At 66.2% G+C, this 14,953-nt stretch carries 14 protein-coding genes; 6 read left to right on the top strand and 8 right to left on the bottom strand.

Annotation, left to right across the window (positions count from 1 at the left end; translation table 11 throughout):
* Positions 1-14 precede the first annotated feature (14 nt).
* Entirely contained in the window at positions 15-1,496 is a 1,482-nt protein-coding gene (gene creD / locus KW832_RS21290) for a cell envelope integrity protein CreD (protein ID WP_218301227.1), read from the top strand.
* The gene (locus KW832_RS21285) at positions 1,493-1,813 is read left to right on the top strand and encodes a hypothetical protein (RefSeq protein ID WP_255577879.1); all 321 of its coding nucleotides are present in this window, start codon (positions 1,493-1,495) and stop codon (positions 1,811-1,813) included. The genes creD and KW832_RS21285 overlap by 4 nt, the downstream gene beginning before the upstream one ends.
* Before the next feature lie 88 nt (positions 1,814-1,901).
* Here KW832_RS21285 and KW832_RS21280 read toward each other — a convergent pair whose 3' ends face one another.
* The 4 genes from KW832_RS21280 to KW832_RS21265 form a co-directional block, all read right to left on the bottom strand.
* Positions 1,902-2,948 carry a sensor domain-containing diguanylate cyclase gene (locus tag KW832_RS21280; RefSeq protein ID WP_121421985.1) on the bottom strand — a complete coding sequence of 349 codons (1,047 nt, stop codon included), beginning with the start codon at positions 2,946-2,948 and terminating at the stop codon, positions 1,902-1,904.
* Between the two features lie 95 nt (positions 2,949-3,043).
* Positions 3,044-3,559, bottom strand: a complete 516-nt coding sequence (locus KW832_RS21275; RefSeq protein WP_218301228.1) for a hemerythrin domain-containing protein — start codon at positions 3,557-3,559, stop codon at positions 3,044-3,046.
* A gap of 198 nt (positions 3,560-3,757) precedes the next feature.
* A complete protein-coding gene (locus KW832_RS21270) occupies positions 3,758-4,339 on the bottom strand; it encodes a hypothetical protein (protein ID WP_121421983.1) in 582 nt (193 codons plus the stop codon).
* A 119-nt stretch (positions 4,340-4,458) separates the two neighbouring features.
* Positions 4,459-4,677: a CsbD family protein gene (locus KW832_RS21265; protein WP_055398709.1), complete on the bottom strand. Its 219-nt coding sequence runs from the start codon at positions 4,675-4,677 to the stop codon at positions 4,459-4,461.
* A gap of 427 nt (positions 4,678-5,104) precedes the next feature.
* Here KW832_RS21265 and KW832_RS21260 point away from each other — a divergent pair, with 427 nt between their 5' ends.
* The 4 genes from KW832_RS21260 to KW832_RS21245 all read left to right on the top strand — a co-directional run bounded on the left by KW832_RS21260 (position 5,105) and on the right by KW832_RS21245 (position 10,696).
* Complete coding sequence (locus KW832_RS21260; RefSeq protein WP_199727048.1) at positions 5,105-7,117, top strand: DUF1800 family protein; 2,013 nt, start codon at positions 5,105-5,107, stop codon at positions 7,115-7,117.
* A gap of 11 nt (positions 7,118-7,128) precedes the next feature.
* The gene (locus tag KW832_RS21255) at positions 7,129-8,574 is read left to right on the top strand and encodes a DUF1501 domain-containing protein (protein WP_121421982.1); all 1,446 of its coding nucleotides are present in this window, start codon (positions 7,129-7,131) and stop codon (positions 8,572-8,574) included.
* 115 nt (positions 8,575-8,689) lie between these two features.
* Complete coding sequence (locus tag KW832_RS21250) at positions 8,690-10,060, top strand: NAD(P)/FAD-dependent oxidoreductase (protein WP_218301229.1); 1,371 nt, start codon at positions 8,690-8,692, stop codon at positions 10,058-10,060.
* 63 nt (positions 10,061-10,123) lie between these two features.
* Complete coding sequence (locus KW832_RS21245) at positions 10,124-10,696, top strand: hypothetical protein (protein ID WP_218301230.1); 573 nt, start codon at positions 10,124-10,126, stop codon at positions 10,694-10,696.
* A gap of 30 nt (positions 10,697-10,726) precedes the next feature.
* Here the strand turns inward: KW832_RS21245 and KW832_RS21240 are convergent, their stop codons facing one another.
* The 4 genes from KW832_RS21240 to KW832_RS21225 form a co-directional block, all read right to left on the bottom strand.
* A complete protein-coding gene (locus KW832_RS21240; protein WP_370628758.1) occupies positions 10,727-11,347 on the bottom strand; it encodes an ABC-type transport auxiliary lipoprotein family protein in 621 nt (206 codons plus the stop codon).
* 252 nt (positions 11,348-11,599) lie between these two features.
* On the bottom strand, positions 11,600-12,562 hold the full coding sequence (locus tag KW832_RS21235; protein ID WP_121421979.1) for an MlaD family protein: 963 nt from the start codon (positions 12,560-12,562) through the stop codon (positions 11,600-11,602).
* Entirely contained in the window at positions 12,562-13,449 is an 888-nt protein-coding gene (locus tag KW832_RS21230) for an ABC transporter ATP-binding protein (RefSeq protein ID WP_121421978.1), read from the bottom strand. The genes KW832_RS21235 and KW832_RS21230 overlap by 1 nt, the downstream gene beginning before the upstream one ends.
* The gene (locus KW832_RS21225; protein WP_176887926.1) at positions 13,446-14,570 is read right to left on the bottom strand and encodes an ABC transporter permease; all 1,125 of its coding nucleotides are present in this window, start codon (positions 14,568-14,570) and stop codon (positions 13,446-13,448) included. Before KW832_RS21225 ends, KW832_RS21230 begins: the two co-directional genes overlap by 4 nt.
* Positions 14,571-14,953 lie beyond the last annotated feature (383 nt).

The raw sequence follows: 14,953 nt of genomic DNA, 5'->3' as shown, positions 1-14,953 counted from the left end.
TTGTGGAGGATCTCTTGCTCAAACACCCCTTGTTCACCAAACTGGCCGCGCTGGCCGCCATCACCGTGCTGCTGCTCTTTGGCCTCGGCATGATCGAAGACGTGGTGCGCGACCGGTTGCGCTACCGCAGCATCACCGCCCAGAGCGTGGCCGAAAGCCTGGCCGGACCGCAGACGCTGATGGGCCCGATGATCCACAGCGCCTGTGTGGAGAGCTGGGAGGTAGAGACCGGCAAGGGCGATGAGCGCCGCATGGTGGAGCAGCGCCGCGAGTTCCTGCTGACCGCCATGCCCGAGCAGCTCAAGCTCAGCACCGGCGCCGCGATGGAAGAACGTGCGCGCGGCCTGCACAAGGTGAACACCTTCAACCTCAAGGCCCACGTGACGGCCCAGTGGGGTTCGCTGGCGAGCCTGGTGCCGCAAAGCAGCATGAAAAACTCGCGCATGCACTGCGGTGCACCCATCGTCATGATGGCCGTGGGCGACGCGCGTGGCATCCGCACCGCGCAGTTCACCCTGGATTCGCAGACCCTGGCCCTCAAGCCCGGCACCTTCCACCCCACCTACAGCCGGGGCCTGCATGCGGCACTGCCAGAATCGGTGCGCGGCAAGGCCGACGGACTGACCGCCACGCTGGACCTGGAACTGGTGGGCACCGAACGCCTGGCCTTCGTGCCGCTGGGTGGCAACACCGAGGTGCAGATGACCAGCAGCTGGCCCCACCCGTCGTTTGGGGGCCGCTTTCTGCCGTCGGAGCGCGAGGTCAAGAAGACCGGTTTCGCGGCACAGTGGCGCCTGTCGTCTCTGGCCACCACGGCGCAGGCCGACATTGCCAACGGCAAACGCATCTGCCTGGGCGGCACAGACGACGGCAGCCACAGCGACTACGTGCCCGGTGGCACCACCCCCGGCGACTGCGCCGACAGCTTCAGCGTGGCTTTCATCGACCCGGTGAACCCCTATTCCCTGTCGGACCGCGCGACCAAATATGGCGTGCTGTTCATTGCCCTCACCTTCGTGGCCGTGGGCCTGTTCGAGCTGATGAAGAAGCTGCGCGTGCACCCGGTGCAGTACCTGTTGGTGGGCAGCGCGCTGTGCAGCTTCTTCCTGCTGCTGGTGAGCCTGTCGGAGCACCTGCCGTTTGGCATCTCGTACGCCGTGGCCGCCAGCGCCTGTGTGCTGCTGCTCGCCTACTACGCCAGCCACATGCTGGGTGGCCTGGCACGGGGCATCCCGCTGGGCGGGGGCATCGCGGTGCTGTATGGCCTGCTGTACGTGCTGCTGCAGCTGGAGCAGACGGCCCTGGTGGTGGGTGCCATTGCGCTGTTCCTGGTACTGACCGCTGTGATGGTGCTGACGCGCAAGGTGAACTGGTACGGCCTGTCGCAGGGCAACACGCCGCCCCGCCGCCCGATGGCGCCACCGGAGGTGCGCCCTCCCGCCCCACCGGCTGCGCGCCCCGCCACGCCCCCTACACCGCCGGTGAGCGCTGTATGACAACGCGCACCACGCCCCTGTCCTGGGCACAGCACCTGACCGGCCCGGCCGCAGGCGCTGCCGCGCCCCCACCCACCCTGACGCTGGCCGAGGCGCAGCGCGTGCAGCGCCACCGCGACCAGCTGATGGCGGCCCTGCGGGCGCAAGACCGGGTGGCGCTGGTCTGCGCCAAGCAGCACGTCCTGGAGGCTGCGTTCTGCCCGCGCAACGATGCCAACCCCGTGGGTGCGCAGGATTCGCCCGCCGTGCGCCGGGCCCTGCGGGATCTTTCATGGCGCATGGCTGCGCTGATACTGCCCCGCACCGCAGGGCACTGAAGCAGCGTCGAAATATTGAAAGAATATGGCCCTAGCGCTTTACTGACAAGCGCTAGCAGCTATCAAAATTAAAGCAAATTCGCTGCACTTACACCACCACGGTGCGGTTGCGGCCTTCGCGCTTGGCTGCGTAGAGCGCTGAATCCAGCGCGCGAAGGGTGATGTCGAGAGGGCGCAGGGGATCGAAGTTGGACAGCCCCATGCTCACGGTCAGCGCCAAGGGCGGCATCACCCCCGGCACCGGGTGGGTGGTCAGCGCGTCATGCACACGCTGCGCCACCGCCTGGGCCTGCTCCACCCGGGTAGCAGGCAACAGGGCCAGAAACTCCTCGCCGCCCCAGCGGCTCACCATGTCGGCCGCGCGGAACACATCGCGGCAGAGCGTGGCAAAAAGCTGCAGGGCCTGGTCGCCCACATGGTGGCCATGCACGTCGTTGACGCGCTTGAAGTGGTCGATGTCCATCATCAGCAGGCAGGCGGGTTCGCCGTCGCGCCGCAAAAGGGCCTGCTCCTGCAAAAGGCGCGCGGTGAACGAGCGCCGGTTGGCCAGGCCGGTCAACACATCGGTATGGGCCAGCACGGCCATCTGGCGGCGCGCTTCTTCCAACTCCACCAGCATCTGGCCCTGGCGGTCGTTGGCGCGCTTGAGCTCCAGCAGGCGGATCACCTGGCGCGCCAGCGCACACAACATGTCCTGGGCCTTTTGGGACAGATGGCGCGGCCGGTGGTCCAGCACGCAGAGCGTGCCCAGGGCATAACCATCGGGCGTGACCAGCGGCGCCCCGGCATAGAAGCGGAGCGGATTTTCTTGGGTCACGATGCTGAAGTGCGCAAAACGCGCATCCTTCGCCAGGTCGGGCACGATGAAAACGCCGGGCTGCCGCACGGCGTAGCGGCACACGGACTGGTCCAGCGGGGTTTCCCGCAGCGGGAGCCCCACTGAGGCCTTGAACCACTGGCGGTGGCTGTCGAGCAGGCTGATCAGGGCGACTGGGGCTTCACACACATGGGCCGCAATCCCTGCCAGGTCGTCGTAGGCGGGCTCCATCGGCGTGTCGAGAATGCCATAGCGCTGCAGGGCTTGGAGACTTGCGGCCTCGTCGTACAGAGCCACTGGGGAAGAGGTTTCGGCCATGAAACACAGCGGTCATGCCGCCCACTTGCCTAGAGACTTGGCAGCATGCCACACCGGCGCGGCCTGCGCACGGGGGTAAGAGCCTGTTGACGCTCTCAGGCCATTGCCGCTGGCTCGGTGGCGGCAACACCGGCCGAGGTGTCGGAGCAGGTCGATCCACCACAACCCTGGATCAGTTCGCCCGGCAACGCGTGCGGCGCGTGCACCACGCCCGAGACCGGGTCAAAGCCCACACGGCGCAAGTGCAGGGCCAGCGCAGCGTCCATGCTCTGGGCGTGCTGCGGAAACCACAGCGCCAGTTCGCTGGCCATCACACGCAGCACTTGCAGGTCGCCTTGCTGGGCCCTCACCACCCCTTCGCGCATGACCTGCAGCACCACCCGGTGCTGCATGCTGTGGCAGTTGCCCGAGGCAAAACGGGTGGACGCCATCCAGGCGTCCTCCTGCGCAAAATGGTGATCGGTGTGCTCCACGAGCGCATGCCAGGTCGAGAGCAGCTGCGCATCTTCGGCCCGGTCCACGGCGGCCAGCAGGTCCACGAATTCGCGGTGGGTGTCGTCCATCAGGGGCAGGTCCAGGGCCAGCGCGTCCGACCATTCGAGTTGTGCCATGGGAATCCCTTTGCAGCGAGACAAAAACAGGGCATGAGCTTAGGCCGCCAGCCACCAGGGCGTGTTGATGCAGGTCAGTTCGGCATCAACCGCTCAGCACCATCCGGCCCCCACAACAAAAAACGCCCCGCACAGGGCGGGGCATTGTGAAGACTGCCAGCGGCTGGGAGTACCGGCCACTGAGAGGTCCCCAGCGGATCAGCTCTTGCCGTACATGCGCTTCATGTCGTCCACACACTTGGACTTGGCATCACCCGACAGCGCATCGCAGCGCTCCTTGGCGGCCTTGTAGTTGGCGTCGTTCTTTTCTGCGTTGGCATCCTTGCGGGCCTCTGCCACGGCGGCGCCCTTTTCGGCGGCGTTGTCAGCAGGCTTGGCCTGCGCTGCGGCAACCTTGGCATCTTCCTTGGCCTTCACCTGGGCAGCCTTGGCGTCCTTTTCACAGACATCCTTTTCATTGCCCTTCAGGTCATCGCATTTTTCCTTGGCGACAGAGTAGGCAGCGTCAGCGCGGGCTTCTGCCACCTTCTGGGTGGCCTTGGGGCTCGGCTTGTACTGGGCTTCCAGTTCTGCCTTGGCCACATCTTCCTTGCCCTTGGCTTCCTTCACACAGACGTCCTTGGCGTTCGCCTTCAGGGCATCACACTTTTGTTTGTCGGCCTTGTAGTCGGCCGAGATGCGCTCCTTGGCGGCCTTGTGCTCGGGTTCGGTCATGGCGAAGGCAGAGGTTGCCAGCAGGCCGGCAGCCACGGATGCGATCAGAGTACGTGCGAATTTCATGGGTTTCTCCTCGGGATTGGGTGATTCAGGGGTGTGCAGCTGTCTGCACCAGGGTGCGGGAGCCGTCGTTTCCCGTGTTGCTGCAGGGCAGGGGCCGGGCCCCTGCGCCGGGCAACCGGTCAGTCGTTGAAGCGGAAGTCCGGGTGGCGTTCTTGCCATTCCTTGAGCTGCTTTTCGGCTGCGTCGCGGGCAATGCCCTGGCGCTCCTGCAGCTTGCCCAGGAACTGTTCACGCTTGCCATCAATGACGTCAAAGTCATCGTTCGTGAGCTTGCCCCACTGTTCAATCATCTTGCCTTTGAACTGCTTCCAGTTGCCCTTGAGGGTGTCTTCGTTCATGGTCTTCTTCCTTGCGGTTGTTTCGCTGCGGCCATGCCACCGATATGGCGGTAAACGGTGCCGGTCAGCGATGAGCCCACTGTAGAAACCCCGCGGCGCGCCACACGTAGGCAGTCAGAGGCAGAGAACGTCGGCCTGTGGACTACACCGATGCCAGACAAGCCGCTCATGATCGCCGCTCAGAAAACCGTGGGTGAATACGCCATAGTCGAAACCAGCCTCATTGGGTAAAAAGTTGCATTTGGTGACTTTTGTAGTCATTCATAACGATTTAGCCCGAGTGCCTCCCAGTTGCAAATCCATACACTTGATTCACCGGCCTTGGCACCCAGGGCAGAGCTACCCACGCAGACGGCCCGTGCAAGCAATGCGTTGGAAGGCTCTACGCAGGGTGTTGCTCGCGTGACAAACAACTAGCAGAACCACCATGACACTGTTGAAAGAGGAGCCTTGCGCAGCAGCGCCTGCCGAGGTCGCAGAGGGAATCGACACCACAAAGCCGGCTCCGCGCCCGGCCCCGTTGCCCAGGGAGGCCACGCTCGCCGCCCTGATGGCCAGCGTGGCGTTGGCGGCCTGTGGTGGTGGTGATGCGGCTGATGAAACCGTGAGCCCGCCCACGACGCCAACACCGGGCTCCGCGCCCCCCCCTGGAGCGGCACCTGCGCCTGGCCCAGCCCCCGCACCAGGACCCGCCACGCCGCCCGCCCCAGGGCCTGCACCAGCACCCGGCCCCACACCCGCTCCAGGGCCTGCGACGCCGCCGCCCCCACCGCCAGCCCCGGGAGCTGGAAGCTACACCTACACACGGGCCGACACCGACCAGGAAGCGGCGCGGTTTCTCCTGCAAGCGCAGTTCTCGGCATCCACCGGCGAAATCGCCACCCTGCGCGCCAGCACCTACGACAGCTGGATCAACAACCAGTTCAGCCTGCCCGTCGGCACCAAGGGGTGGGACTGGCTGAACCAGCGCGGGTACAACACGGTGGACAACGCCACGTCGTACTACGACAACACCTACCCGGGCGACTACATGATCTGGCAACAGCTCATGACATCCAGCGACGGCTTGCGCAAGCGCGTGGCACTCGCGCTGTCCGAGATCTGCGTGGTATCGCTCTCGGGCCTAGACTTCAGCTGGCGCAGCCATGCCATCGCCCACTACTGGGACCAGCTGGTTGCCAATGCCTTCGGCAACTTCCGCAAGCTGCTGGAGGACGTGACCCTCAACCCCGCGATGGGCTACTACCTCAACACGCGCGGCAACCAGAAGGAAAACCCCTCCACCGGCCGCCAGCCCGATGAGAACTATGCCCGTGAGATCCTGCAGCTGATGTCCATCGGGCTCGTAGAGCTGAACCAGGATGGCACAGCCAAGCGCGATGGCTCGGGCCAAGTGGTCGACAGCTATACCCAAAGCGACATCACCAACCTGGCACGCGTGTTCACGGGCTACGACTACGACCAGTCGCAAAACGTGCAGACCACCGTGCCGGGTACCACGCGCACCGTGCCCAGCACCCATTTCACGCGGCTGCCCATGGCACTCAACGAGTCGCGGCACTCCACGCTGGCCGCCACCTTCCTGGGCACCACGGTTGCCGCTGGCACACCCGGTGCGGCGGCGCTCAAAACGGCGCTGGACACCATCTTCAACCACCCCAACGTAGGGCCGTTCATCGGCAAGCAGCTGATCCAGCGCCTGGTCACCAGCAACCCGTCACCCGGCTACATCAGCCGTGTGGCGGCCGCTTTCAACAACAACGGCCTCGGCGTGCGGGGCGACCTGCGGGCCGTGGTCAAGGCTGTGTTGCTCGACGACGAAGCCCGCGCGCCCGCCGGGCTCACGGACCCCATGTTCGGCCGCCTGCGCGAGCCCATGCTGCGCTTTGTGCAGTGGGGCCGCACCTTTGGCATCGCGTCGCAATACGGCAGCTGGAAGATCGGCGACCTCAGCTCGGCCGGCTCGCGCCTGGCGCAGAGCCCGCTGCGCTCACCGTCGGTGTTCAACTTCTTCCGGCCGGGCTATGTGCCGCCTTCAACGGCATTGGCCACGGCCGGTGCCGTGGCGCCCGAGTTCCAGCTGGTCAACGAGAGCAGCGTGGGCGGTTACCTCAACTACATGCAGGGCGTGATCCGCAACGGTATCTTCGTAAACGCGCCAGACCTGCCCAACAACGGCAGCAACGGCAACAACGGCTTCGACATCAAGGCGGCCTATACCAACGAACTGGCTATCGTGGCCGATGCCGATGCGCTGGTAGACCGGATCAACCTGCTCATGACGGCTGGCCAGCTGTCTGCAGCCACCGTCAAGCTCATCGCAGACGCCCTCAAGACGACCCCCGTCACGGCGGCAAGCACGGACAACGCCAAACGTGACCGCGTGGCGGCCGCGATTTTCCTCGTCATGGCCTCGGCCGAATACCTGATCCAGAAATAAGGCGCGCCGCCATGCATCTCCTCCAACCCGACCTCCATTCCCGCCGCGCCTTCCTGCGCCGCTCGGCCCAGCTGGGCATGGCAGGCACCGCCCTGCCCTTTGCGCTCAATCTCGCCGCCGTGGGCGAAGCCGCAGCTTTCACGGCCACCGACTACAAGGCGCTGGTCTGCGTCTTCCTGTACGGCGGCAACGACTACGCCAACACCGTCATTACCTATGACGACGACAGCTACAACAAATACAGCGCCGCGCGCGGAGGCGGTGCCGGACAGACGGCGGGGGGCATTGCCCTGGCCAAGTCCGCCCTGACCCCCACCCTGCTCGCGCCCACCACGCCACTGGCCGGTGGGCGCCAGTACGCGCTGCACCCTGCCATGACCGGGCTGACCAACCTGTTCAACACCGGCAAGGCAGCCGTGCAGCTGAACGTGGGCCCCCTGGTGGTTCCACTCACGCGTGCGCAGTACAGCGGCAGCAACCGTGCGCTGTACCCGCTGCCCCCCAAGCTGTTCTCGCACAACGACCAGCAATCGGTCTGGCAGTCGTCCTCGCCCGAAGGCTCCACCGTGGGCTGGGGCGGCAACATCGGCGACCTGGCGCTGTCCTCCAACGGCAGTTCGCTGTTCACCTGCATCTCCGTCACGGGCAATGCGGTGTTCCTCTCGGGCGACTCCGCGCTGCAGTACCAGGTCAGCACCAACGGTGCGATCCCGATCAACGGCGTCAAAAGCAATGTCTACGGCTCCACGGCCGTGCGCGCAGCGCTGACCTCGCTGATCCAGCAAACCAGCGGCCAGACGCTGGAGAACGAGTACAACCGCGTCACCGCACGGGCTGTGGGCGCCGAGGCTTCCATCACCTCCGGGCTGGCCGGTGTCACGCTGGCCACGGCCTTCCCCACCAGCAATTCGCTGGCCGACCAGCTGAAGATGGTCGCCCGCCTCATTGGTGCACGCACCGCATTGGGCAGCAAACGGCAGGTGTTCATGGTGTCGCTGGGCGGGTTCGACCTGCATGACAACCTGATCTCGCAGCAGCCCACGCTCATGCAGCGCGTGAGCGAAGCCATGACCGCGTTCTACAACGCCACGGTCGAACTGGGCGTGGCCGACAAGGTGACGGCGTTCACAGCCTCGGACTTCGGCCGCACGCTCAGCTCCAACGGCGACGGCTCGGACCACGGCTGGGGCAGCCACCATCTCATGGTGGGTGGCGCAGTCAAGGGCAAGGCCTTCTATGGCAAGGCGCCGCCGGTCAGCATCACCAACACTGCCGATGCCAACGACCAGTGGCATGTGGGCCAGGGCCGCCTGCTGCCCAGCACCTCGGTGGACCAGTACGCGGCCACGCTGGCCAGCTGGTTTGGCGTGAGCAACAGCGAACTGGCGGGCGTGCTGCCCAACCTGAGCCACTTTGGCGGGGCCGACTACCCGACCAACCTGGGTTTCATGGCGTGATGTGAGCCCCCCCTGAGCGGCTGCGCTGCGGGGCGGCCCTTGCTTGGCTGCCCGTGTCCGGGAGGGCGCCCGTTTCACAGGCTGCCCGGAAGCTGCGAGCCCCAATAATGGGGGCATGACCACTTCTTCCGCTCCCTCGCCCCGCCCCCGTGTTGTCATCATCGGCTGCGGCTTTGGCGGCCTCGAAGCCGCCCGTGCGCTGCGCGGTGCCGCGCTGGATGTGACGCTCATCGACAAGACCAACCACCACCTCTTCCAGCCCCTGCTTTACCAGGTGGCCACGGCCGGGCTGTCGGCGCCGGCCATCGCTGCGCCCATCCGGCACCTGTTTCGGCAGCAGCCCAACGTCACGACTTTGCTCGGCGAAGTCACGCACATCGACGTGGCAGCGCGCACCGTGCATTTGAAGGACGGGCCCCACCCGTCTGCCCCCTTGCCCTACGACCACCTCATCGTTGCTGCAGGCGCCACCCACAGCTACTTCGGCCGCGACGACTGGGCACCCCATGCCCCGGGCCTCAAGACGCTGGACGATGCCTTCGAGATCCGCCGCCGCATCCTGCTGGCCTTCGAGGCGGCAGAAAAGGACGCGGACCCCACCCGCCGCGCCGACTGGCTCAACTTTGTGGTCGTGGGCGCAGGCCCCACGGGCGTGGAGATGGCGGGCACGCTGGCCGAGATCGCACGCCACACACTGCCCGGTGAGTTCCGGCACATCGACCCGGCCAGCGCAAAAATCATCCTGCTCGAAGGCGGCCCCCGCGTGCTCCAGTCCATGCCCGAGGCACTGAGCCAGCGCGCCAGGGAGCAGCTCGAAAAGCTGGGCGTGGAAGTGCGCCTGAACGCCCGCGTCACCGCCATCGACAGCGACGGGTTGATGGTCGAATCGCCATCCAGCGCTCAACCAACAAGCGCAAACAGCTATCAAATCAAGAGCAAATGCATTGTCTGGGCGGCCGGTGTGGCGGCCTCGGCGCTGGGCCGCCAGCTGGCCGGGGCCACGGGTTGCGCCACCGACCGGGCGGGCCGCGTGGTGGTAGCGCCGGATCTCAGCCTGCCCGGCCACCCCGAGATCAGCGTCATCGGCGACCTGGCTGCTGCCAAGAGCCACGCGCCCGGCCAGGAGCCCACCCCCGTTCCCGGTGTATCACCCGGCGCCAAGCAGATGGGGCGCGCCACGGCCGCCAACATCCTGCGCCGCCTGGCTGGCCAGGCCACGCAGCCGTTTCGCTACCGCGACTACGGCAACCTGGCCACCATCGGCCGCAACTCCGCCGTGGTGGACCTCACCTCGCCCGCTGGGCCGGTGCGGTTTTCGGGCTACTTTGCGTGGCTGTTCTGGCTGTTCGCGCACGTCTACTTCCTGATCGGCTTTCGCAACCGCTTGGTCGTGCTGCTGGACTGGGCCTGGGCGTACTGGAGCTTTGCGCGCTATGCGCGGGTGGTGACGGGGATTGAGGGCAAAACAAACACGGAAACCGGCTAATCTTTGCGGCGCGACAACAACGTGCCACTCACTACAGAAATCATCACCAGCAGGGACCATCCAATGAAGGCATTCAAAACCAGGCTTTTAGTTGCAGTGACCGCGCTCTCCATCGCGCAGACGACCGGTGCGACATCGGCGAGTTGCGTCATTCCTCTGTTCTCGGAAAGCGCCATGCTCAACGTCTCTTCCGCAGGTTGGAGTAGCCAAGCCGAGCCACTCATCGCATGCACAGTCATCAATCCGGACATGGGCGCACAAGGGTTCGCCTTTCTATCTGAAACGACCACTGAGGACGCCGTGCTTGAAATCAAGTACGTGGACAAGCCCTTCCCCCAACGGATTGCGGACAACTGGAAAACCGATCTGTCTGCTGCTCAGCAACAGAAGCTGCCCAACAACCTGAGGGTGCCCGCAAGAGATACCGATGCGGCACTGGTACTGCACATCGACCCGACCTACTACGATCCCCCCTTGTTCAACCATGCCAACTCCGCAAGCCGGAGATACGGTGTTTGCGCCTATGGCTACCCAAAATCGGGCCGTGCGTGGACTTCGGTGTCCATCAGCACGCTCAGGGTGGTGACATGCGCTGGCGACTGGAATCTGGCGCCCGCGCTTTACTTTGAAAGGTAGCAGCAAGCTGCACCCAGCCCATGCGCTGGATTAGCGCCCTGTCTGCTCCACCCAATCAGCCACTTCCTGCGCCACCTGAGTCGATGCATCGGCTAATGCAGCCACGCCGCCTGCTGCATCCGCACTGCGCGCCGGGGTGCGCACGGTGAACACGCGCTGGCCGCGCAGCGCTTCACCGCCCAGGGTCATGTCCACCACCGTGGCACGCAGTCGCACCACGCCCGCGCTGTCCGAGGCGCTGGCAAACAGGTGGCTGAACTCTTCCAGCTCCACGCGCAGCACGGCTGGCAAGCGGCCGCCCTGGGCGGCGTCGCGCGCCTGGGCCGCGCCGTCGTCGGCCTTGAGGATGGCGCGGCGCTGGCCGAGCTGCTCGCGCAGGCGCTGCTGCAGCAACTGGGCGGGTGGCTGGCTCCAGCGGGCCTGGCTGTAGGGGCGCAGCTGCTGGGCGTCGGCGTAGGCCAGGCGGTAAAGCACGGCGTTGCTGCCCTCGGGCAGGCCCGGGGCCTCTACATCGGCCAGCGCCAACGGGGGCAGGGGGGCGCGGCGATCGCTGGGAGCCCTGGCGACCGGGCCGGGGCCAAAGTCGTAGAGCACGGGGCGCGAGGGTGGGCTGGGCAGCGCCGAGCAGCCGGCGATACCCAGCAGTCCCACTGCAAAAACTGAAACAAATAGACCTCTAGCGCTTGATGGTAAATCGCTAGCAGCTATGTTTTTAATAGTGTTTTTCATCAACGCTTCTCCTCAGAAGGTGTGAATGAATCCGGCGTGCCCGAGCAGGCCGCCGAAACGCGGCCGGTCCAGGCGCAAAGTGCAGCCATAGCGCGGGCTATGGCGAGCATTTGCAACGACGAGCGGGTGTGTTTTGGGGGAATGAGTGGGCATGGTGGGTTCGTTCACACCTTCTCAGGGCGCGAAACCAGGTTCGCCCGGGCCGGGCGGGATGCGGCCCGAGCCGTAGATGAACAGCTGGGGGTTGTCCGCCACACCACCCGCCGTGCGGCTGAGCGTGCGTGCCGCGCGCGAGGTGTCGTCGGCCGCGCGGTTCAGGCGCGGCAGCGTGGTGGTGCTGAACTGGTCGGCCGCGCGGGCGAGGGACTGCGTGCCGATGGTGATCTGGTCGATGGGGCCGCCCTCGGCCCCCAGGCGCTGCGTGGTCTTGCTGACGTCGGCCGCCAGCACCGACACGCTGGCGCCGGCCTGCTGCAGGGACTGCAGGGTCTTGCGCGCATCGCTGGCCAGCGGGGGCAGCGCGGCCAGGGCCGGGTCCAGGCGCTGGGCCACGGTGGCATCGAGCCGCTGGGTCAGCGTGTTCACGCTGCCTGCGGCCTGGGCAATGTTGCCCAGGGCTTCGGTGAGTTTTTGCTGGTTGGTGTCGCCCAGCAGTTGGTTGATGCGCCGTGTGGCTTCTTCCACCTGGGTGAGGATGGCGGGGGCCTGCTCCGCGAGTTTGCCAAACGGCGACGGCTTGATGGGCAGGCGCGGCAGGCCGCTGGGGCCCGGGGGCAGCTCGGGGTAAGGTTGGTCGGCATCGTCCAGCAGAACGTGGGCCAGGCCCGTCACGCCCTGGTAGCCCAGCACGGCGAAGGTGGTGGGGCTGATGGGGGCCTGCTCGTTGACGGCAATGCGGATGAGCACGTTGCCCGTCACCTGCGGGTCGAAGCCGATGCGCGTGACCTTGCCCACGGCCACCCCCTTGTAGCGCACGGCGGCCTGGGGCTGCAGGCCGCTCACGCCGTCCTTGGTGGACAGCTCGTACTGCTCGTAGTTGGCGCTGTCGCGCGTGAGCCAGATGGCCAGGCCCGCCAGCATGGCGGCCACCACCAGCACAAAGATGCCTGCGGCGAGGGCGTGGGATTTGTTTTCCATCAGCTGGGTTCCTTGTCGGGCGTGGGCACGGCGGCGGCAGTCTGTGCTGCCAGGGCGTGCTCCACGGATTGCACCGGGGCCATGGCGCGCTGGCCACGTTCACCCAGGAAGAAATGTTCGATGAACGGGTGCTTGAAATGCGCCACCTCGTGCGGCGGACCGGTGACGATGACCTTCTTATCAGCCAGCACGGCCACGCGGGTGCTCAGCGCAAACAGCGTATCAAGATCGTGCGTGACCATGACCACCGTGAGCCCCAGCGCGGCCCGCAGCTCGCGCAGCAGCGCACAGAAGTCGTCGGAGCTGCTGGGGTCCAGCCCCGCCGTGGGTTCGTCGAGCAGCAGAAGCGGCGGGTCCATGATGAGCGCACGCGCCAGCGCCACGCGCTTGACCATGCCACCCGACAGATCCGCCGGCATGCGCGTGGCGTGCTCGGGCTGAAGGCCCACCATCTGCAGCTTGACCAGCGCGGCGTCGCGCACTAGGTCGTCGGGCAGCGTGCCCTGCTCGCGCAGCGCAAAGGCCACGTTGTCGAGCACATTGAAGGCCGAGAACAGCGCGCCGTGCTGGAACAGCATGCCCACGCGGCTGGCCGCGCCCTCGCGCCCCATCTCGGACGCCGGGCGCCCCAGCACCGTGACCTGCCCCCGCGCAGGCCGGGCCAGGCCCAGGATCTGGCGCAGCAGCACCGTCTTGCCCGTGCCCGAGCCCCCCACCAGCGACAGCATCTCACCGCGCTGCACGGTGAAGTTCAGGTCCTGGTGCACGGTGAAGGTTTCATCGCCCTTGCCAAACTGCGTCCACAGGCCCTGAACGTCCACGATGGGCGGCTCGCCGGGCGCCACGGCGATGTGCTCGGGCAATGATGTGCGTGCGTGGCTGCTCATATGCCTATGTTTTTAAATGCCACAGCGAACAACGCATCCACGATGATCACCATGGTGATGGACGTGACCACCGAAGCGGTGGTGCCCTCGCCCAGGCTCTGGGTGTTGGGCTTCACGCGCAGGCCCCAGTGGCAGCCGATGAGCGCGATGAACGCGCCAAACACCACCGACTTGGCCATGGCCAGGCCCAGGTTGCCGATCTTGACGGCGGCGGGCAGGGCCTGCACGAAGTAGCCGGGCGAGATGTCCATGGCCACGTCGGCCGCCAGCATCCCACCCGCCAGCGCTGCCAGCGTGGTCCACACGCTGATGAGCGGCATGGCCAGTGCCAGCGCAATGGTGCGCGGCATCACCAGCCGAAAGCCGTGGGGAATGCCCATGACGCGCATGGCATCGAGCTCTTCCGTCACGCGCATCACGCCGATCTGCGCCGTGATCGACGAGCCGGAGCGCCCCGCCACCAGGATGGCGGCCAGCATCGGCCCCAGCTCGCGGATGAGCGAGATACCCAGGATGTTGACGATGAACGACTCGGCGCCGAACTGCCGCAGCTGCAGGCTCATCAGGTAGGCCAGCACCACACCGATGAGAAAACCCACCAGCGCCGTGATGGGCAGGGCCGTGGCCCCCATGCGGTACAGGTGGCCCGATACGTCGCGCCACGGCCCCTTGCGCGGCGCGCGCGCCAGGCGGCCCAGGTCCAGCACCAGTCGGCCCACCATTTCGAGCATGTGGCGGGCATGGTCCACGCCGTGCAGCACCAGCACCCCCAGGTGGTCCACCTGCTCACCCAGCCGCCAGGGCTCGGGCGGCGGCGCGGTGCAGGTGAACTGCGCCACGCGCGCCAGCATGTCGCGCTGGGCGTCGGTGCAAGCCAGGCGCTCGGGCCAGGCATGCTGCCAGTGGTTCCACAGCAACTGTGCGCCCACGTGGTCCAGCCACTGCAGCTGCATCAGGTCCCAGCCCAGCGTGGGCGCGGCCGGGTGGCTGCGTAGCTGACCCGACACGGCCTGCCACTGTGCCCCGGTTCCCAGCTCCGCCGCGCCCCAGCGCCCGTGCAGCTGCGCACAAGGCCCCTGGGGCGTGTCGGCGCGAACAATGCGAGGAGCGGGGTCGGTCATGAACTGGGCAGCGCGGGCTGCCAAGAATGAAAGGGAGCGTGCATGGTAGCGGAGCCGGACGCAGGCGGCACGTAGGATTGATGCCCGCCAGGGATCCTCTGCACGAATCGAGCGGAAAGTGTGCGCTGCGGATCGGGATGGACTGCAAGGCGCAAAACCTCGCAATAGCCGTAGCTATTGCGAGGTTTTGCAACGCCGCAGACCACCCGAGACCGCAGATGCACACGGCGCGGCGATTCGTGCAGAGGACCCCCAGGGCCGTGCGCCAAGCACAGGCGGGCCAGGAATGCGTGAAATTAATATCAAACAGGCCGCCAGCGCTTTACCACCAAACACTGATAGCTATATATTTAATAGCAATAGGCACTGACCCTCTCGACACA

It is taken from the genome of Acidovorax sp. sif0632 (assembly GCF_019218805.1).
In the GTDB taxonomy this organism is placed as follows: Bacteria; Pseudomonadota; Gammaproteobacteria; order Burkholderiales; family Burkholderiaceae_C; genus Acidovorax; species Acidovorax facilis.
This window is presented reverse-complemented; position numbering and strand designations above follow the sequence as displayed.